General features: G+C 29.6%; 18 protein-coding genes. 1 reads left to right on the forward strand and 17 read right to left on the reverse strand.

Annotated elements, in window-relative coordinates:
* Positions 1-220 precede the first annotated feature (220 nt).
* Positions 221-724: a CarD family transcriptional regulator gene (locus KQI77_RS06150; RefSeq protein ID WP_216389437.1), complete on the forward strand. Its 504-nt coding sequence runs from the start codon at positions 221-223 to the stop codon at positions 722-724.
* Between the two features lie 157 nt (positions 725-881).
* Here the strand turns inward: KQI77_RS06150 and KQI77_RS06155 are convergent, their stop codons facing one another.
* From KQI77_RS06155 to fabK, 17 genes are all read right to left on the reverse strand, one after another.
* Positions 882-1,673 (reverse strand): ABC transporter permease, encoded by a 792-nt coding sequence (locus KQI77_RS06155; protein WP_216389397.1) that lies wholly within the window; start codon positions 1,671-1,673, stop codon positions 882-884.
* Between the two features lie 6 nt (positions 1,674-1,679).
* A complete protein-coding gene (locus KQI77_RS06160; RefSeq protein WP_216389398.1) occupies positions 1,680-2,492 on the reverse strand; it encodes an ABC-2 family transporter protein in 813 nt (270 codons plus the stop codon).
* Between the two features lie 3 nt (positions 2,493-2,495).
* Positions 2,496-3,488 (reverse strand): ATP-binding cassette domain-containing protein, encoded by a 993-nt coding sequence (locus KQI77_RS06165; RefSeq protein WP_216389399.1) that lies wholly within the window; start codon positions 3,486-3,488, stop codon positions 2,496-2,498.
* 115 nt (positions 3,489-3,603) lie between these two features.
* The gene (locus KQI77_RS06170; protein WP_216389400.1) at positions 3,604-6,450 is read right to left on the reverse strand and encodes an ATP-dependent DNA helicase; all 2,847 of its coding nucleotides are present in this window, start codon (positions 6,448-6,450) and stop codon (positions 3,604-3,606) included.
* Between the two features lie 22 nt (positions 6,451-6,472).
* Positions 6,473-8,359: a phospholipid carrier-dependent glycosyltransferase gene (locus KQI77_RS06175; RefSeq protein WP_216389401.1), complete on the reverse strand. Its 1,887-nt coding sequence runs from the start codon at positions 8,357-8,359 to the stop codon at positions 6,473-6,475.
* A gap of 59 nt (positions 8,360-8,418) precedes the next feature.
* Complete coding sequence (locus tag KQI77_RS06180) at positions 8,419-9,618, reverse strand: acetate/propionate family kinase (RefSeq protein ID WP_216389402.1); 1,200 nt, start codon at positions 9,616-9,618, stop codon at positions 8,419-8,421.
* Positions 9,619-9,790: 172 nt separating this feature from the next.
* Positions 9,791-10,045, reverse strand: a complete 255-nt coding sequence (locus tag KQI77_RS06185; RefSeq protein WP_216389403.1) for a hypothetical protein — start codon at positions 10,043-10,045, stop codon at positions 9,791-9,793.
* Between the two features lie 307 nt (positions 10,046-10,352).
* Entirely contained in the window at positions 10,353-12,134 is a 1,782-nt protein-coding gene (locus KQI77_RS06190) for a methyl-accepting chemotaxis protein (RefSeq protein ID WP_216389404.1), read from the reverse strand.
* A 283-nt stretch (positions 12,135-12,417) separates the two neighbouring features.
* Positions 12,418-13,230, reverse strand: a complete 813-nt coding sequence (locus KQI77_RS06195) for an acetyl-CoA carboxylase carboxyltransferase subunit alpha (RefSeq protein WP_216389405.1) — start codon at positions 13,228-13,230, stop codon at positions 12,418-12,420.
* A complete protein-coding gene (gene accD / locus KQI77_RS06200; RefSeq protein ID WP_367397282.1) occupies positions 13,223-14,047 on the reverse strand; it encodes an acetyl-CoA carboxylase, carboxyltransferase subunit beta in 825 nt (274 codons plus the stop codon). The genes KQI77_RS06195 and accD overlap by 8 nt, the downstream gene beginning before the upstream one ends.
* Before the next feature lie 27 nt (positions 14,048-14,074).
* Positions 14,075-15,427, reverse strand: a complete 1,353-nt coding sequence (locus KQI77_RS06205) for an acetyl-CoA carboxylase biotin carboxylase subunit (protein WP_216389406.1) — start codon at positions 15,425-15,427, stop codon at positions 14,075-14,077.
* Positions 15,428-15,437: 10 nt separating this feature from the next.
* Positions 15,438-15,863, reverse strand: a complete 426-nt coding sequence (gene fabZ / locus KQI77_RS06210; protein ID WP_216389407.1) for a 3-hydroxyacyl-ACP dehydratase FabZ — start codon at positions 15,861-15,863, stop codon at positions 15,438-15,440.
* A gap of 4 nt (positions 15,864-15,867) precedes the next feature.
* The gene (accB, locus tag KQI77_RS06215) at positions 15,868-16,350 is read right to left on the reverse strand and encodes an acetyl-CoA carboxylase biotin carboxyl carrier protein (RefSeq protein WP_216389408.1); all 483 of its coding nucleotides are present in this window, start codon (positions 16,348-16,350) and stop codon (positions 15,868-15,870) included.
* Positions 16,351-16,371: 21 nt separating this feature from the next.
* The gene (gene fabF, locus KQI77_RS06220; RefSeq protein WP_216389409.1) at positions 16,372-17,610 is read right to left on the reverse strand and encodes a beta-ketoacyl-ACP synthase II; all 1,239 of its coding nucleotides are present in this window, start codon (positions 17,608-17,610) and stop codon (positions 16,372-16,374) included.
* Positions 17,611-17,620: 10 nt separating this feature from the next.
* Positions 17,621-18,361 carry a 3-oxoacyl-[acyl-carrier-protein] reductase gene (gene fabG / locus KQI77_RS06225; protein ID WP_216389410.1) on the reverse strand — a complete coding sequence of 247 codons (741 nt, stop codon included), beginning with the start codon at positions 18,359-18,361 and terminating at the stop codon, positions 17,621-17,623.
* A gap of 14 nt (positions 18,362-18,375) precedes the next feature.
* A complete protein-coding gene (gene fabD, locus KQI77_RS06230) occupies positions 18,376-19,311 on the reverse strand; it encodes an ACP S-malonyltransferase (protein WP_216389411.1) in 936 nt (311 codons plus the stop codon).
* 14 nt (positions 19,312-19,325) lie between these two features.
* Positions 19,326-20,246 (reverse strand): enoyl-[acyl-carrier-protein] reductase FabK, encoded by a 921-nt coding sequence (gene fabK, locus KQI77_RS06235; protein WP_216389412.1) that lies wholly within the window; start codon positions 20,244-20,246, stop codon positions 19,326-19,328.
* Positions 20,247-20,330 lie beyond the last annotated feature (84 nt).

Consider the following 20,330-nt stretch of genomic DNA (forward strand, 5'->3'; position numbering starts at 1 on the left):
CTCTAGTTTATCGTTTTTTAAAAAACAAGCAAAGATAAATTTTCAAAATTTTCAGACAATTTAAAGGCGAGATTATGAGAAATTTATTCAATATAAATAAATTTAATCTTTACCGCTGTTTTAACATTTTATTAATTGACTACAATTATGTAACATGATAAAATTATTTGTCTTTTTTTCTCAAAATGTGTTATACTAATATTAGTGAAAAATTTTGGAGGTGTTTGATTTGTTTAATATCGGGGACAAGATAGTTTATCCTATCCAAGGAGCCGGAATCATCGATGTAATAGAAGAAAAGGAATTTAAAGGAGAAATGCGTACTTATTATAATATTTCTCTAATTAACAATAGCATGAAATTAATGCTTCCTTCTAATAAAGCTGAAAATTCAAATATGCGTCTTATTTCAAATTCTTCAACTTTAGATAACATTTTATTACACCTAAATGATTATTCTATTCCTAAGAATAACATTAATAAATCTAATTCAAAAGAAAGACTTGAAGCTAATACTCAAAAAATCAAATCAGGTTCTCTTGAAGAATTAGTAGAAGTTATAGTTTCATTATCAGATTTAAAAAAAGAACATCCACTTAACTCAAGTGAAAATCAATTATTCCTTAAGGCAAAACGTCTTTTAATTGATGAGATGTGCTTAGTTAAAAATATAACAAAATCTGAAGCTGATGCTATGTTAGATGAAAAACTAAAATTAGCATAAAAAATTATCGTTTTAAATCATAAAAAGTTTTATTTATTTTTATTCAAAACTTTTTAATTTTATACTATTTATAAGCATTAAAATACAATAATTATTAGTTAAGAATTATATTACTTAAACTAATCCTTATTGTATTTTTTTGCTATTCTAAACCTCTTTAGCTTCCTGCACTTTCGTATACACTGATTCCTTTAAGCCATATAAAATAAGCTACTAATATAGATAAAATTCCTACAATTGCAGTTACTAAAACTCCCATAATAAATGATTCTTTTCCTAATAAATAAGCACCTGGATAATATCCTGTAAAAGCAAATGGAATAATAAATGTTAATATTCCTCTTACTGCCTTTGGATATATACCCATAGGATATTTAGCAAATGTGCTAAGCTGATAAGCCATATAAATATATGATTGTGCAAATTTAGTCCAAAATGCTATAGATGTAAATGCTAACTTTACAGCAGTGTAAATCAAACTACCAAATATAATAATCACAATTAAGCTAAATATCTTCGTAATTCCAAAATGTAATTGTAACTTAATTGCTGACATTACAAATAACGTTGTTCCTACTATAAGTTCTCCAAATCCATCTGGTTGAAAGCTCTCCGATATTACTTGAAACAATGGATTTATAGGTCTTAAAAGATATCTATCAAATTCTCCTTGTGCTATTGTCTTCCAACTAAATATCCACAAATAATCTGTAAAAATATGATCTATTCCTCTTGGGATCTGTGCTAACCCGTATATAAACAATATCTCATAAAAATTCCATCCTTGCAAAAAAGGAATGCAATTAAATACTAATTTTACAAATATAACTCCTGTCAATTGAAATAATATGAATCCAAACAATCCAAATATAAAATCAACTCTATATTCCATAAGAGACTTTATATATTGAGCCAAGAATTTTTTATATAACCTTAAATATCTTTTCATAATTAATCAGCCTCCTAGAATTGTTAGTTGCTTTATTAAAGCATTCCATATAGCTTTTGATATAAAATATAATATTATTACCCATATAATTTGTACTGCTAATACAAATATAATCTCGCTATTTGAGAATTTTCCTAGATATATCATACATGGTGCATAAATTATAGATTTAAAAGGAAGGAAATTAAGTAACTTTTGTATTATTCCAGGAAAGAACGTAAGCGGTATAAGAGCTCCTGACAACAATTGAAAAATTGCTTGAACTATTTGACTCATACCCCACATATTGGTTATCTTAAAAGCTAACAATCCAAATGAATACCCAAAGAAAAAGTTAACCAAAAATCCCAAAGATGAACTAACAAAATATAATACTACACTAGCTACAGTTAATTTAATATCATATTTAAATGTCAAAAATAAAACAATAGAAAATCCAAGTAAAAATACACATATATAATTGTATATAAGTGTTCCTAAATTTTCAAAAAACATTCTCTTTCCATAATCAATGGGTTTTATTAAATAAGTTGCAATAGAACCATCCTTAACCTCTCTATATATAGCACTTACTAAATCTGCTTGAGTTATTGCAGAAGTTACAAATGATAGTACTACGTATACCATCATTTCATTTACTGAAAACCCCTTAATAACTGAATCATTAGAACTGCCGTATATAGCTAACCATAAATAAAAAGTAACTAATAATATTATTACATCTCCTAGTATAAATATAATAGAATTTGCTCTATATGCTAAGCTTCTCTCTAAACTGTTCTTGGTAAATGTTAGATATGGTTTAATTTTATTTTTCATATCTCACACCCCACTTCTATATATCTTCTTTATAATGTCCTCGATACTTGTTTCGATAATTTTAAAATCCAAAACATTCATATTTGACATTACATATTGAATTATCTCAGTTGAAGAAACTTTATTTTTATTAAAAGTTATTATAATTTTTCCTTCTTCAAACTTATAACTTAAATCGTCTTCTCCTAGATCAAAGTTATCATTTATATTTATTTTTTTATTATCCTTAACCGAAATCTCTGCTGTTGTCATATATCCATATTTATCTTTTATATCTTTTATGCCACCATCGTATATTTTTTTCCCTTTATCAATTATGATTATTCTATCACATAATTCTTCTATATCACTTAAATCATGAGTAGTTAATATTACTGTGGTACCATATTGTTTTTTTATTTCTTTTATAGCTTGCCTAACCTTTTCCTTTACAACAACGTCTAATCCTATAGTAGGTTCATCAAGATATATTATTTTAGGATTGTTAATAAGTGCTGCTGCAATATCTGCTCTCATTCTCTGACCTAACGATAATGTTCTAACCGGACTAAGCATAAAATCATTTAAATCTAATACAGAACTTAAAAACTCCATTCTCTCATTATAACTTTGATCATCTACTTCATATATCTCTTTTAACAAAGTAAAACTTTCTGATAGTGGTAAATCCCACCACAATTGAGTTCTTTGTCCAAAAACAACACCTATATTATACGCATTTTTCTTTCTATCTTTGTATGGTATTATACCATTAACTAATACTTCTCCAGACGTTGGTGTAAGTATTCCTGTCATCATCTTTATAGTTGTTGATTTTCCTGCACCATTTGCACCTATATATCCAACAATTTCACCATCATTAATAGTAAAACTTATGTCATCTACTGCTTTTTTTATAGTATACTCACTAGAGAAAAAAGATTTAATTGCCCCTTTAAATCCTGGATACTTCTTGTTAATCTTAAATTCTTTAGTAAGATTTTTAACCTCTATCACTCTCAATCACCACTTTATTATGTTGTATCAACTTACTTTACTAATTATATTTAGTAAAGTAATATGAAAATCTTACCATATAGACAAATATTTTTCAACTACCTTGTATTTTATTTTACCCTTTAGGTATACGTATATTTAAATTTTTATACTCATTCTCTGTTATTTCCCAAAAGGATTTTCTTTTATTTGCTTCTTTTTTAAATTCCTCTTCAAACAAAAGTTTTCCTTTTATATTTTTTATTATTTCTACTAGATTATCTTTTTCCCATCCATAATAATCATCATATAAATTCCTTATAAGCTTATCAGATGGTATATTTATTATATTAGGTCCTCCTAGATCTTTTTCTAATTGCCATAGTGTATTTTTATTATTTCCACCATCTAATATACAAAAATACCCACAATCCATAACGCTTCTTATTAATCTACCATATACTTGTTTAACTTTTATACATAACTGAGGATAATTAACATATTTATAATTTTTATTTTTATATTCGATTATTGATTTAAGTAATGGATCTTCTAAACTCTTGTTAGGAAGCTTATCTAATATAACTGCTAGAAGTCCATCTCCTGGCACATCTATTCCTTCAAAGAAACCTTTACTTCCAAGAATAATTATTTTTCTATCTTTGTCTTTTAAATATGTTATAGCTTTCTTAGAATTAAAAACTTCAATATTACTTCCTTCTGTCATTTTCAATAATGCTCTATAAACTCCTTCAAGTCTTAGATTATTTGTAAATAATGCCAAAACATGTCCATTTAACTTTTCTGCAATTTCCTTTATAAATTCAGCTGATTTTTCTATAAATTCTTGAGAATAATATGGTCCTATATCACTTAAGGTAAATATTTTAGTTCTTTTCCTCAAGTTAAATGTAGGTGGAACAACCAATTCATTTGCATTTTCCTGTCCTAGCATCCCCTTAATCCTATTAAATGAATTATTTATTCTTAAAGTTGCAGATAAAAATGTTGTTGATTTCACATCTTTTAATAACTCATTAAATAATTCATTTACATTAAGAGGAACATTTGTAAAAGTAAAATTGCTATAATCCTTAGTTATCTCCAATATCTTTGCATACCTTGTGTTGTTCTCATCATTATTAATAAAATTATCTATAGTATCAAAAGCACTTTTTAGTTTTATAATATATCCACTTATTGCTGCATATTCTCTATTATCCTTCATATCATCTCCATCAAGAGTAATATTTAAGAAATATTTATTAATAAGCGAATATAATCCATATACATCATCCTTAAGTTTTATCATTATATTTTCTAATTTATGTACTTTTTCCTTAATATCTTCCTCAGCCAAATTATACTCGCACCTAAAATTATATTCCCCTTGCACTAATTTTAATTTCATTGCAGATGCTAGAAATAATTTTATCGTCTTATCAATTTCTGATAACCAATATACAATTTTATCTTTATCTATAACCTCTCTATATCCATTTTGAGCATTTAAACTACTCAATTGTCTATAAATACTAGGTTCCAACTCTATAGCTTTTTTTAATAATCCAGTAAATTCAAAAGTGCTAAATTCTTCAGAAAAGAAATCATAACTTTTATCCATAAGATTATGTGCTTCATCTATTATTAAATGAGTTATACTTTTTTTCTCGCTATAAGGCCAACTTGCTAATAAAGAATGATTTACTACTGTTATATTTTCATCTGAAAGCTCTAAATATCTTTTTCTAAGATAACACTTTCTTCTACATCTATCTAAATTGCATTCATCATTATTACATACAACTTCCTTTAACGCCTCTTGCAAATTAAAATGATTATACGCATAATAACTTATATCTTCTATATCTCCATATTCACCATCTTTACACAATCTTTTTAGATATATCTCACCTAAAGTTTTATTAAGTCCTTCATTTATAGGTTTGTATATATGTAATTTATCAATGCATATATAATTATTTTTCCCTTTAATTGCACCATATTTTATATCTTCTGTTAAAAAAAGCTTAGATAACATACTAGGAATATCTTTTTTAATAAGCTGATTCTGTAACTCCTTTGTATCTGTTGAAATAATAAATGACGCATCTGCTCTTCTATTTTTTTTAATATTCTTATATGATTCTAGAATTACTATTAATAAATATGCAAATGTCTTTCCACTTCCTGTTGGTGCTTCAATAAATATTCTGTCTCCTGCTAAAACATTTTGATGAATACTTTCTGAAAATCTTCTCTGCGTATCTCTATATTCGTAATTAAAATCTTCACCATTTTCCCATATTTCCTTATCTCTCAACAAATCAGAAAATCTATTATAATCTATCTCTATATGTTCTAATCCTTCATTATAATTAGATACTGCATTAATATCCTTTATATATTCAATTGGTTCTACACTCCATAATATAGGTCTTTCTAAATATTTGGTCCACATCCACCTATTTCCCAAATTATAATCCTTAATCAATATATCATACAATGAAGATTTTTTATTTCCCTCTTCATATATCCATAACCTATATATCAACGCATTAAAAATAATAATTTGAATTTCATTATCTATGTTATTATTTTTTATTATATCTTTTAAATCTATAGAAGTAATACTTTCTAATAAACTTCTTGAAGAAAATTCCTTATGCCATGGTTCTAGTATAGCCGCTAACTCCATAAGATCTAAGATTTTATTTTTTACCTTGTTCATATGAATCTTTAAAAACCTATTTAAAAACTCTGCTTTATCCGAAACTATGTCAAGATCCTTCAAAAAATCAATTACCTCTTCTTGAATTTCTTTAATATTATCTTCTATATATCTCTCATACTTGTGTATATTCCCATTACAGAATTTTACAATACATATATAAGATATTTTATTCTTCTCCTCATGATTACCAGTTGTCTCAATAGTGCAAAAAGCTATATTATCAACCAAACATCTCTTTACTTCTAACATCTTATTCAACTCACTTATTTTTTTATACTATAAGTCTCCAACTAGAAAACCATCTTAAATACTTATACACAAATTGAATACTTACAGTTTGACCTGCTAATACTGGATAAAATAGCATAAACAACACTAACACTAATACTGTATATACTATAAATATATTAATCCACGTAGACTCTTTTATATTTTTATTACCTATCTTATTTATCTCACTTAATGATATCATAGAATATCCTATCATAAGCACTATAAATGGTGTACTAGGAAAATAATGATATATAAATACAACTCTAGTAACTAAACTCCACGGTAAATATTGACTCAAATATCCAACACATAAGAAAAATGCCTTTTTATCTCTTTTTAGTATTGTAAGTGCCACCATATATATAAAAGCAGGTATTCCTATCCACCATACAAGAGGATTACCAAATGCACTTATTCCTTGAGCTTTTCCTCCAGAAAAAACTGCTGAAGAATACCAAATTGGTCTATAATCTAACGGCCATGTATACCACTTTGATCCAAAAGGATGGGTTGCATTAAGCTTCGAATGATATGAAAACATAGTCTTTATATTATTAATAGCTCTAGTTACTAAGCCATTATCTGTTCCATCTTTAAATGGTATATACGATAATATATATACTAAAATAGGTATACATACAAATACAATTATGCAAAACAAAAGGGTTATTATTATGTTTTTATTAAAATTATTTACAATAGTACTATGTAAAATTCCATTAGTTGAAGAAGACTTATCCCTCTTTGCATACCTATATTCTATATACCTTCTTATCATTGTACACAAAAAAATAATAGCTAATCCTACTCCTGCATACAATCCGGTCCACTTACTAGCTATTGCAAGTGCTATAGCTATACCAGATTCTGCAAGAGGCCTAAGTGTTTTTATAAGAGGAGTATCATTAAAAGTCATAGTACAATATTGATACATAAAATAATAAGACACTATTATAAAAAATGTAACAAATACATCTATTGTTGCAATTCTTGTTTGCACAAAATGCATAAAATCAAATGAAAAAATAACAGTTACTATAGCTGAAGCCCATGTCTTCTTAAACATTTTTTTACTAAATAAATATATTACAGGTACCATAGCTATTCCAAATAAAGTTCCAATAATTCTCCATCCAAAAGGATTCTCACCAAATATAAGCATACCTATACTTATTAATATCTTGCCTAATGGAGGATGAGTATTTTCATATGCTTTTAACCCATGAATAAATTCATATGCAGTTCTTGCATGATATATTTCATCAAAATAAGTTTCATCTCTATAAGTAGGAACTTCTTTATATAAGTCTTGTTCATCAAAAAGCTTAGAATATTTATTTGCATTACTTGGCAATATAATATTTCCAGATTGATCCTTCAATACTAGTTCTCTTATAGAACAAGAATCTGATAATGAACGTAGTGCTATATATCTAGTGTTACAATTAACCTGTTGCTTTCCCCATCTAAATACATACTTCATGTTAAAATCACTTATAACATCCCATTTAGAATTTGTAGAATTCCATGAATATAACCTAAAGTTTCTATTAGCAATATTTCCCAAAAAATAATTTATCTCAGATAAATTAACATTATCACCTAAATCTAAAATGATATCTTCATTTACCTTATCAATATCCAAAGAAGTCTGAGGCATACTTCTACTACCCAAATCATATAATGCAACCATTGAATATACCATAATTATTACAAATAATATTATTATATCTATTTTAAGTAGTTTATCCCTAGCCTCAGATGTCTGTATCCTACTACTGTAGCACATTTCTTCAGCATTATGTAGGGATATACTTTTACTTCTGCAAATTAAAAAACTAATAATTACAGCAAAAATACCTATTAATGTAATTATAAATTTCATATATCTCCCCCCTTACATACCCTACATTATATAATAAAACATATTTCTGTCAACGAAAATTAAATATTATATATTTTGTCATATGTTTCTCTAGCTATTACTAATTCTTCATTTGTTGGAATGACTAAAACATTTATCTTTGAGTTTTTTGTAGATATTATTTTCTTCTCACCTCTAACAGCATTTAATTTTTCGTCTATCTCTATTCCAAAACAATCTAAATTACTTAAACATGCTGTTCTAGTTTCCGGACCATTTTCACCTACTCCAGCTGTAAATACAATTGCATCTACACCATTCATAGCTGCTATATATGCTCCTATATATTTCTTAACTGAATAATAGAACATTTCCAATGCTAATGTAGCCTTCTTATTGCCTTCTTCACTAGCTCTATTAATATCTCTAAAATCAGAGCTTATATTAGATACCCCATATACACCTGATTCTTTGTTTAATATTTCATCTATTTCTTCAATTGTGTATCCTTTAGATTTTACTAAATAGGTTACTACAGATGGATCAAGGCTTCCACTTCTAGTTCCCATAATAACCCCATCTAAAGGTGTAAATCCCATAGTAGTATCTATAGATACTCCTCCTTCTATTGCACATATAGATGATCCATTTCCTAAATGGCAAGTAATAATTTTAAGTTCTTCAATAGGCTTCCCTAACATATTAGCTGCTTCTCTAGAAACAAACATATGTGATGTTCCATGAAATCCATATTTTCTAATTTTATATTGATCATAAAACCTGGTTGGTATAGCATACATATAAGACTTCTCTGGCATAGTTTGATGAAATGCTGTATCAAAAACTGCTACCATCTTTTTGTCTTGCATTACTTTTCTGCAAGCTTCTATTCCTATAAGATTAGCCATATTATGAAGCGGTGCTAACTCTGCTAATTCTCGTATAGATTTAATAACTTCTTCATCAATAATAACTGAATCTCTATATTTCTCACCACCATGGACAACTCTATGTCCTACAGCACTTACCTCATTTATACTTTTTATAACCCTACCATATTCATTAGATATTAAAGTATCTAAAACTAATTGTATAGCTTCATTATGGTTACATATATTTCTCTCAATTACATACTTCTCTTTATTTACTTTATGAGTAAGTTTTGATCCATCAATTCCTATTCTCTCTACTAACCCTTTTGCTAATACCTTTTCTTTCTCTATATCTATAAGTTGATACTTTATAGATGAACTACCACAATTAATAACCAAAATATTCAATTTTATTTCCTCCACATATATAAATCTATTCTATAAATTTTTTATAAAAGCAATTAAATATTCTAATATGAATCGCTTATAAAAATAAAAAAATAGAATGAACACATTACATTATTATGCCCATTCCTATTTTATTTATTCATATATGTATTTGATTTTTCATATTGTTAACTTAATATTCTCTATGTTTTTTATAATATTCTGATAATGCTCCTGCTACAATTACCAGTGAAATAATTAATACTCCACCAATCTGTAATGTTTTCACATCATCTGTATTATCTTCCGTCATTATATTCTTTTCAACTCTTGTTTCAATTTTACTTTCAACAGTTGCCGCCTTAACAGTTATGCCTTCAAATAACATACTTGTAGCAATCAAAATTATCAGAAGTATTGTTACAAAGGTACTCTTCCTTTTCTTCATACTAACCACCTCTTAATTCTCATTATGTAAACCTTTCTACAAATATAATATTATATCCATAATCCATAATTTTCAATTATGTGTACTTATAATTATACATTTATTAATATTATTAATACTTTATACACATATTAGGCTTATATATGATTTTCTAATGAGGCAACAACATATAAAATCTTTTCCACAACTGTGTTGAAGTTATTTGCTAGTTAGCATTCCTTATCATAGCTTCAACATTTTCATGGAAAAGATTTTATACTTTTAATGATAATTTTTAGCATATATGTTTCTTTAATTGATGTAAATTCTATAAGATAAATCTTTCTACATTAGCTTGAAGTTTTTCTGCTGATTTATGTGCACTACTTGCTTTTTCCTTTATTATAGAAGCTTTTTCAAAAACATCACTTGATCTTTGTGCAATATCTGTAGTGCCTTCTGCTCCATCTGTAGCAGCTCTGCTAACTTCTCCAATTGCATCCATAACACCATTTATAGATGCTAATAATTCCTCAGAAGATGCTGAAAAATCTGTCACAAGATTATCAATTTTTTCTGCATCTTCATTATAAGAAATAGCCATATCATAAAAACCTTCTAAACTCTTAGATACATCATTGCCAACAAATTCTAGCAATTTCTTAGAATCTCTTGCAAGATTTTCTACCGCACTTGTAACACTTTCAGTGACCTCATTAATATGTTCTACAGCATCCTTAGATTGTTCAGCAAGCACCCTAATTTCATCTGCTACAACAGCAAAACCTTTTCCAGATTCCCCAGCTCTTGCCGCTTCAATAGATGCATTTAATGCAAGTAAATTTGTTTGATCTGTAATATCCATAATTGATTCTGCAAGGACAGAAATTTGTTTTACTACTTCAATGTCTTTTAATGCTACTGCTAAACTAGAGCTAATTTCTTTATGAATTGATTTAGTTCTCTTGTCATTTTCTTCTGTACTTTTCCTTACACTAATTGCTCTATCTCTTATATCATTTGCTTCTTCTGCACCATCTTGAGAACGTAATGCAATACTTTTTGCAGCGCCTTCAATTTCATGTGATATAGAGCTAATTTGTTGAGATGATGCTGCCGTCTCTTCCATTCCTGCTGCTAATTCTTCTGTTGTTGATGATACATTATCAATTTCATGTTCTAAGCTTTGGATACTTTCATCTATGTCCTGTATTACATTAGTAATTTCCATAGATTCATTTTTTACTTTTCCAACTAAGCCTCCTATATCTTTTCTCATATGCTCTAAGGAATTAGCAAGCTTGCCAAAGTCATCTTTTCTTTTTACAAGCTTACTTTCTATAGCACAAGAAAAATCACCTTTTCCCATTCTGTCTATACAGTCAAGGCTCTTAGCTAACGATTTAACTATATCTGTTGAAATAACTAAAAGTAATGCTGCAACAATTATTGCTATTACAACAGCTACTCCAATAAACATATTTCTACAACTAGTTGTATAATCTGAAAATTCTGTACGAAGACTTGCTATTTCTTTATCTATATCATCTGTATAATTTCCAGTTCCAACAACCCATCCAAAAGGTTCAAACGCTTTAGTGTATGAACGCTTTGGTAACGGTTCATTTTCACCTTCTCTAGGATACTCATAATCTACATATCCTCCATCTTTATTTTCCTTTGCAATATTTATCATTTCACTAACCATTTTATATCCATTAGAATCTTCTAGATTCATTCTATTAGTTCCTTCTGTCTCATTTCCTAATAATACAACATTAGTACCATCATATTGATCAACCCAAAAATATCCGCTTTCTCCATATCGAAGTTCACGTATTTGATCTGCTGCCATCTTTTTTGCTTCCTCTTCGTTATATTCTCCAGCTTGATATTTATCATAAATAGCTTGGCAAAGAGTAGTAACGTCTTCAACTTGTTCCTTAATTAACTTATCATAATTCTCTCTTTCTGACTTTTCTACTGTAGATAGTGCTTTACTTTGAAGCTTATTCATATTATTAGTAGAAAAAGCTATACATGCTACAATGGCAACAATTGTTGCTAACATTACAATACACATTTTGACCTTTACTTTTAAATTATTCATTTTTGTCCCTCCAATTCTTTTTTTGTCAACATTAATAATTATTTTTCGTCATATTCCCTCTAAACTTTACGCTGAATGATAAAACGCACTTTTTAAATCATATAATTTCCTAAATAAAGCAAAAAAATTAAGTCAGCATCCAAAATGTTGTACTGTTTAAGCTTTTATAACTTTACAACATTTAGCTAACTTAATTTTATATATTTAGAAGTTTTTAATAAAATTATGCTATTTATAAAAATACATATTATTAATACTAATTATTAGAAAACATAATTTAAATCTAACAAGTACCTATTGTTCTAAATCTATTATATCTATTGTCTAGAAGCTTATCCATTGAAACATCTCTTAATGTATCTAACTCTTCTAACAATTCTCTTTTTAATTTTAATGCCATTCTTCTAGGATTTCTATGAGCTCCACCATATGGTTCTTTTATAATCTTATCTATTACTTTATATTCATATAAATCTTGAGCAGTAATTTTCATTACATTAGCTGCTTCTTTAGCTCTTCCACCATCTTTCCATAGAATAGATGCAAATCCTTCTGGAGAAAGAATTGAATAAATTGCATGTTCTAACATAAGAACTCTGTCTGCAACCGCAAGTGCTAGAGCACCTCCACTTCCCCCTTCTCCCATAAGCACTGAAATAATAGGAGTTTTAAGTCTACTCATTTCAAGTAAATTCTTTGCTATTGCTTCTCCTTGTCCTCTCTCTTCTGCATCTACACCACAGAATGCTCCTGGTGTATCAATAAAACATATTACTGGTCTATTAAATTTCTCAGCTTGTTTCATAAGCCTTAATGCTTTTCTGTATCCTTCTGGCTTAGGCATTCCAAAATTTCTATATATATTTTCTTTTGTATTTGCACCTTTAGTTATAGATATTACAGTAACTGGAATCTTATCAATATATCCTATTCCTCCAATTATTGCACTATCATCTCCAAAATATCTATCACCATGTAGTTCAAAAAAGTCATCAAATATTTCTGATATATAATAACTACCAGTTGGTCTATCCTTATGCCTTGCTGTATTAACCTTATCCCAGCTACTCATTGTTTTAATTAATTCTCTACTCATTGAATCTCACCCCATGGATAGTTAATATTTTGTATACTTCTCTACGTAAATTTTTTCTTTCAACAATCATGTCAACAAAACCCTTCTTTAATAAAAACTCTGATTTCTGAAAGTCATCTGGTAAAGTTTCTTTTATTGTATCTTCTATAACTCTTCTTCCTGCAAAACCAACTAAAGCATTTGGTTCTGCAATTATTATATCACCTTCCATAGCAAACGATGCAGTAACACCACCTGTTGTTGGGTTAGTAAGAACTGTTATGTATAACAATCCTGCATCATCATGTTTTCCTATAGCTGCACTAACCTTTGCCATTTGCATCAAAGAAAAAATTCCTTCTTGCATTCTAGCACCGCCTGATGTTGTAAATATAATAAGTGGTAATCCTTTTTCTGTTGCATACTCTACTATTCTTGTTATTCTTTCACCTACAACAGTTCCCATGCTACCCATCATAAAATAGCTATCCATAACTGCTGCTGCAACTTCTATGCCATTAACCTTAGCTGTACCAACCACTACTGCTTCACTACTATTAGTTTTGTTTCTACATGACTTTATTTTATCTTCATAGCCTTTAAAATCTAATGGATTTGTTTCCTTTAAATCCTCATACATTTTGTTAAAACTACCTTTATCAAAGAAAAGGTTAATTCTTGTATCTGCTTTAAGTCTAAAGTGATGTTTACATTGAGGACATACATAATAATTATTTACAATATCTTCTCTATATATTGTTCCTCCACATCCATCACATTTTACCCACATACCAGAAGGAATATTAGCTTTTTCTTCAATATTATCATTCTTCACAATTCCATAATTGTTTTTCTTAAAAAATCATTAATCATTATTCATCACCATTTTTTTACTTAGGAAAGATGTATCATATTCCCCTTTTATAAATTCTTCCATTTCTAGTAGTGAATACTGAAATTCAATATTAGTTTTTAATCCGCCTACTGCAAACTCAGCTAAAGCACGTTTCATCTTTGCAATAGCCTCATTTCTGTCTTTTCCATAAGCAATAAGTTTTGCAATCATAGAATCATAGCAATGTGGTATCTTATATCCACAATATATTGCCGAATCTAATCTTATTCCTGGTCCTCCTGGAAGATATAATTCTGTTATTTTTCCAGGACAAGGCATAAAATCTTTAGACGGATCTTCTGCATTAATTCTACATTCAATTGCATGTCCTGATAATTTGATATCATCTTGAGTAAAATCTAACTCTTCACCTGATGCAATCTTTAATTGTTCTTTTACTAAATCAATGCCTGTTACCATCTCTGTTATAGGATGCTCTACTTGAATTCTTGTATTCATCTCCATGAAATAGAAATTACAATCTTTATCTACCAAAAATTCTATAGTTCCTGCACTTTCATAATTAACTGCTTTCGCTGCCTTTCTAGCAATTTCTCCCATTTTGCTTCTCATTTCTGGAGTCAAGAAAGTTGAAGGTGCTTCTTCTAGAACCTTTTGATTTTTTCTCTGAAGAGAACATTCTCTTTCACCTAAGTGTACTACATTTCCATGTGAATCTGCAAGTATTTGGAACTCAATATGTCTTGGATTTTGCACAAATTTCTCTATATATAAAGTATCATCTCCAAAACATGCCTTTGCCTCTGCCTTTGCAGTATTATAGCAAGATTTAAATTCATCTTCAGTAAAAGCAATTCTTATACCCTTACCTCCACCTCCAGCTGATGCTTTTATCATAACGGGAAATCCTATTTCTTTAGCTATTGATAATCCATGATTTTCATCTTCTATTGTACCTTCATATCCAGGAACAACTGGCACTCCTGCTTCTTTCATTATTTCTCTAGCCTTTGCTTTATTTCCCATTAATTCAATTGCTGTATAATCTGGTCCTATAAATTTAATGTTGCATTCTTTACACATCTTTGCGAACTTTGCATTTTCAGATAAGAACCCAAATCCTGGATGTATTGCATCTACACCTTTTAAAACACATGCACTTAAAATATTAGCTATATTTAAATAACTATCTTTTGCTGCAGCTGGTCCTATACACACTGCTTCATCTGCAAGTTGAGTATGAAGAGCATCTTTATCTATATCCGAATATACAGCTACAGTTGCAATTCCCATCTCTCTACATGCTCTTATTATTCTAACTGCAATTTCCCCTCTATTTGCTATCAGAACTTTATTAACCATTATTAATCACCTATCCTATTATTGCAAACATTATTTCAGCTTCACATACCTTTTTTCCATCAACAGTTGCTACAGCCTTTCCTACTCCCATAGGTCCTTTAAACTTTATTATTTCACATTCTAAATCAAGCCTATCTCCTGGAACTACTTGACCTCTCCATCTTACTTTGTCTGCTCCAGTAAACACAGCAGTCTTGCCTTTAAATTTATCCATTCCAAGAACAGCAACCGCTCCAGTTTGAGCTAACGCTTCAAGCACTAACACGCCTGGCATAATAGGCATTTTAGGAAAATGTCCTTGGAAGAATTCTTCATTTGCAGAAACATTTTTATATGCCTTAACTTTTTTTCCTTCTTCTATCTCTACTACTCTATCGATTAATAAAAATGGGTATCTATGAGGTAGAATTTCTTTTATTTGATTTATATCTAACATAATCTTAAGCCTCCTTTATCTTAAATAACGGCTGACCATATTCTACCATGTCACCATTCTTAACTAGTATTTGTTTTATTTCACCAGTATACTCGCTTTGAATTTCATTCATTAACTTCATAGCTTCTATTATACATAATACTTGATCTTTGCTTACTGTATCTCCTACCTTAACATAATTTTCACTATCAGGTGATGGTGAACTATAGAATGTTCCTACCATTGGAGAAGTTATTACAGTTAGTCCCTCTTCTTCTGTAGTAGCAGGTTCTACAGTATTATTTTCTACTACAGTAGATACAGTATTTTTAACCTCTTCTTGTTTGATATCTGTATTCACATCTTGTGCTACTACAGTATCCTTAGAATTACTTCTTGTTAATGACTTATCTAACACTAAATGTCCATCATTTGTTGTATAATCAAATAATGCTATGTCAGAATTATTAACCATTTCTAGTATTTCCTTTATGCCATTAAAGTCCATTTTCCCTTGCCTCCTAAATACCTATTCGTATTTTTTTAATAATAAAGTTGCATTATGTCCACCAAAACCTAAAGAATTTGACATAACATAATTTAATTCTTTTTCTCTACCAACTAATGGTACATAATCTAAATCTAATTCTTCATCCTTAACTTTTAATCCAATTGTTGGTGGAACAAAACTATTTAATATTGCTTCCACACAAATTACAGCTTCTAAAGAACCTGCAGCACCTAATAAATGTCCTGTGCTAGATTTTGTAGATGATATCGGAATGTTATATGCAACTTCCTTAAATGCCTTCTTTATTGCTAATGTTTCACATTTATCATTTAATGGTGTTGATGTTCCATGAGCATTGATGTATGAAACTTCTGAAGGTTCAATACCTGCTTCTTCCATAGCAAGTATCATAGAATCTGCTGCCCCTTCACCATCTGGTAATGGTGATGTTATATGATATGCATCACATGTACTACCATATCCTACAACTTCAGCTAATATATTAGCACCTCTAGCAAGAGCACTATCTAGTGATTCTAATATTAAAGCTCCAGCACCTTCGCCCATAACAAAACCACTTCTTTCCTTATCAAAAGGAATAGATGCTCTTTCTGGATCATTACTCTTATTTAAAGCCTTCATACTAGAGAATCCACCTACACCCATTCTAGTTATCGGTGCTTCTGAACTACCAGCTATCATATAATCAGCATAACCATGTTTTATTGCTCTAAATGCTTCTCCAATACAATTGTTTCCAGTAGCACATGCTGTTACCATTGAAGTACATGGTCCTTTTAATCCATATTTTATAGCAATTTGTCCTGCTGATAAATTAATTATTGTCATAGGTACAAAAAAAGGAGATACTTTCTTTGATGGTGCATTAGCTATTTTAGTTGTCTCATCAGTCATAGTATGCAATCCACCTACACCTGAACCTACAAATACACCAAATCTCTTTTTATCAACCTTTTCTAAATCAATACCTGAATTTTCTATCGCTTGAGTTGCTGCTGCTATAGCAAATATTTGAAATCTATCTGATCTTTTAGCTTCTTTTTTATCCATATAAAGTGTAGGATCGAAGTCTTTTACTTCTCCAGCTATTTTAACATCTAAAAATTCTGTATCTATTTGCTTTATAAAATCTATTCCATTCTTACCATTCTTAATTGATTCCCATAATGAATTTACATCATTACCTATCGGAGAAACAACTCCCATACCTGTAACAACTACTCTTCTTTCACTCATCTTTTACCTCCTACATAACCATTCCACCATCAACGTGAATTACTTGGCCAGTAACATAATCTGCTGCATCACTAGCTAAAAATGCTATCACATTTGCAACATCTTCTGGCTTACCTAGTTTTCTTAATGGAATTCCTTTCTTGTATTCATCCTTTGCTTTTTCACCTAACACATCAGTCATATCAGTTTCTATAAATCCTGGTGCTACTGCATTTACATTTATACCTCTAGAACCTATTTCCTTTGCCAAAGATTTAGTCATTCCTATTACTCCTGCTTTTGATGCAGCATAGTTAACTTGACCTGCATTTCCAGTAATACCCACCACTGAAGAAAGATTAATTATTTTTCCTGACTTTTGTTTCATCATAATTGGTGTTATGCATTTTAAACAATTAAATACTCCTTTTAAATTAACATTAATTACAGAATCAAAATCTTCTTCTTTCATTCTCATAATAAGAGTATCCTTAGTTATTCCTGCATTGTTTACCATTATGTCAATAGTTCCAAATTTTTCTTTTGCAGTACTTATCATGTTTTCTACTTCATCCATCTTAGATATATCTGCTTTAACCATTATTGTTTCAACGCCTAAAGCTTTTATCTCTTCTTTTACTTTAGAAGCTTCTTCCTCGTTGCTTCTATAATTAAGAACAATATTAGCACCTAATGAAGCTAATTTTAAAGCTGTTGCTTTACCTATACCTCTTGATGCTCCAGTCACTATGGCTGTTTTTCCTTTTAACATTCACTTACCTCCAATTATTTTAACGCTTCAATTGTCTTGTTTAATGATTCAATATCTTCTACATTATATACTTTTAAGTTTCTATCAATTTTTCTTAAGAACCCTCTCATTGTTTTACCTGGTCCTACTTCAACAAAAGTATCTACACCTTTTGCAATCATATCTCTAAGCGCCTTTTCAAGATATACAGATGACATAATGTGTTTCTTAAGTATAAGTCTTACATCATCAGAATCTTCATATGGAGCTCCTTTTAAATTAGAATATACAACCTTGTTAAATGGCTTAATATCTACTTTTTTTATTGTTTCATAAAAAGTATCACTTGCACCTTTTAGTAATGAACTATGGAAAGGTCCTGAAACATTTAATAAGATTCCTCTTCCACCTAATTCTTGTGCTATTTCTACTGCCTTTTCTATAGCTTCATTTTCTCCAGCTATTACTACTTGGCCTGGGCAATTGTAGTTTGCACCTTCACATACTCCATATTCTCCTGCCCTTTTTAGTAATTCTTGAAATTTTTCATCATCAAGTTTCATTATTGCAGCCATTTTACCTAATCCCTTTGGAAGAGCACTTCCCATAATTCTTCCACGTTCCTTAATAAGCTTTAAACCATCTTCAAATGTTAAAGCACCTCCATATACAAGAGATCCATATTCTCCTAATGATAAACCAGCTGTATAATCTGCTTCTATACCATTAATCTCTAATGCTTTTAAGCATGCTAAAGACATAAGAACTATAGCAGGTTGTGAATTCTCTGTTGCAGTAAGAACTTCATCAGGTCCATTAAATAATATGTCTTTAATAGGCATATCTAATATTTCTTCTCCTCTATCTATTAATTCTTTACATTCTGGTATATTTTCATACAATTCTTTTCCCATACCAATATATTGAGTTCCTTGACCTGGGAATAAAAATGCAATTTTATTACTTTCCATAATTTCCTCCACAACTATTTTATTTTGCTATTAAATTGTTCCATTATTTCATCTATTATTTCTTTACAAGTTTGTTCCTTATTAACTATACCTGCAATTTGTCCAGCCATAACTGATCCATTATCAATATCACCATCAACAACTGCTTTTCTAAGAGCACCTGCACCTAATTCTTCTAGTTGTTCTGCTGAAGCCCCTTCGCTTTCTAGCTTTTTAAATTGTCTCGCCATCTTGTTCTTTAAGCATCTTACTGGATGTCCTGTTGATAATCCTGTAACTTCTGTATCTATATCTTTTGCCTTAAGTACTTTATCTTTATAATTTTGATGAACTGTACATTCCTTTGCAACTAAAAATCTTGTTCCTATTTGTACTCCTTCAGCGCCTAACATAAAGCTTGCTGCCATTCCTCTTCCATCACCTATTCCACCTGCTGCAAGTACTGGTATATTTACAGCATCAACTACTTGAGGAACTAATGCCATTGTAGTTAATTGTCCTATATGTCCACCTGATTCTGTTCCTTCTGCGACTATTGCATCAGCACCTAATTTCTCCATTCTCTTAGCTAAAGCTACAGATGCAACAACTGGCACTACCTTCACTCCGTTTTCTTTCCACATTTCCATATACTTTCCTGGGCTTCCTGCTCCAGTAGTAACAACAGGAACTTTTTCTTCACAAACTAATTTTGCAACTTCCTCTGCATGTGGTGTCATAAGCATTACATTAACTCCAAATGGCTTATCTGTTAATTCTCTAACCTTATGGATTTGTTCTCTTATCCATTCAATAGGTGCTGTTCCTGTAATAATTCCAAGTCCGCCTGCTTCACTTACAGCAGCAGCTAAAGAAGCATCAGCAATCCATGCCATACCTCCTTGAACTATTGGTTTTTCAATGTTTAAAATTTCACAAACTCTATTATTTTTCATATAATCCTCCAAAACTAATAATAATTCATTTAGAATCGGGCTATTCATGCTATCATGATTAACCCGATTCTTTATCTATTTCTT

The sequence above is a fragment of the Clostridium sp. MSJ-8 genome (genome assembly GCF_018918325.1).
Classification (GTDB): domain Bacteria; phylum Bacillota; class Clostridia; order Clostridiales; family Clostridiaceae; genus Clostridium.

Bases quoted from the DNA above. Each gene is read 5' to 3' on its own strand.
- KQI77_RS06205 (WP_216389406.1), bottom strand. From the start codon at position 15,427: ATGGTTAATAAAGTTCTGATAGCAAATAGAGGGGAAATTGCAGTTAGA.
- fabF (WP_216389409.1), bottom strand. From the start codon at position 17,610: ATGAGTGAAAGAAGAGTAGTTGTTACAGGTATGGGAGTTGTTTCTCCG.
- KQI77_RS06160 (WP_216389398.1), bottom strand. From the start codon at position 2,492: ATGAAAAATAAAATTAAACCATATCTAACATTTACCAAGAACAGTTTA.
- KQI77_RS06175 (WP_216389401.1), bottom strand. From the start codon at position 8,359: ATGAAATTTATAATTACATTAATAGGTATTTTTGCTGTAATTATTAGT.
- KQI77_RS06170 (WP_216389400.1), bottom strand. From the start codon at position 6,450: ATGTTAGAAGTAAAGAGATGTTTGGTTGATAATATAGCTTTTTGCACT.
- KQI77_RS06155 (WP_216389397.1), bottom strand. From the start codon at position 1,673: ATGAAAAGATATTTAAGGTTATATAAAAAATTCTTGGCTCAATATATA.
- fabZ (WP_216389407.1), bottom strand. From the start codon at position 15,863: ATGTTAGATATAAATCAAATAAAAGAAATTCTACCTCATAGATACCCA.
- accB (WP_216389408.1), bottom strand. From the start codon at position 16,350: ATGGACTTTAATGGCATAAAGGAAATACTAGAAATGGTTAATAATTCT.
- KQI77_RS06185 (WP_216389403.1), bottom strand. From the start codon at position 10,045: ATGAAGAAAAGGAAGAGTACCTTTGTAACAATACTTCTGATAATTTTG.
- fabK (WP_216389412.1), bottom strand. From the start codon at position 20,246: ATGAAAAATAATAGAGTTTGTGAAATTTTAAACATTGAAAAACCAATA.
- fabG (WP_216389410.1), bottom strand. From the start codon at position 18,361: ATGTTAAAAGGAAAAACAGCCATAGTGACTGGAGCATCAAGAGGTATA.
- KQI77_RS06190 (WP_216389404.1), bottom strand. From the start codon at position 12,134: ATGAATAATTTAAAAGTAAAGGTCAAAATGTGTATTGTAATGTTAGCA.
- fabD (WP_216389411.1), bottom strand. From the start codon at position 19,311: ATGGAAAGTAATAAAATTGCATTTTTATTCCCAGGTCAAGGAACTCAA.
- KQI77_RS06195 (WP_216389405.1), bottom strand. From the start codon at position 13,230: ATGAGTAGAGAATTAATTAAAACAATGAGTAGCTGGGATAAGGTTAAT.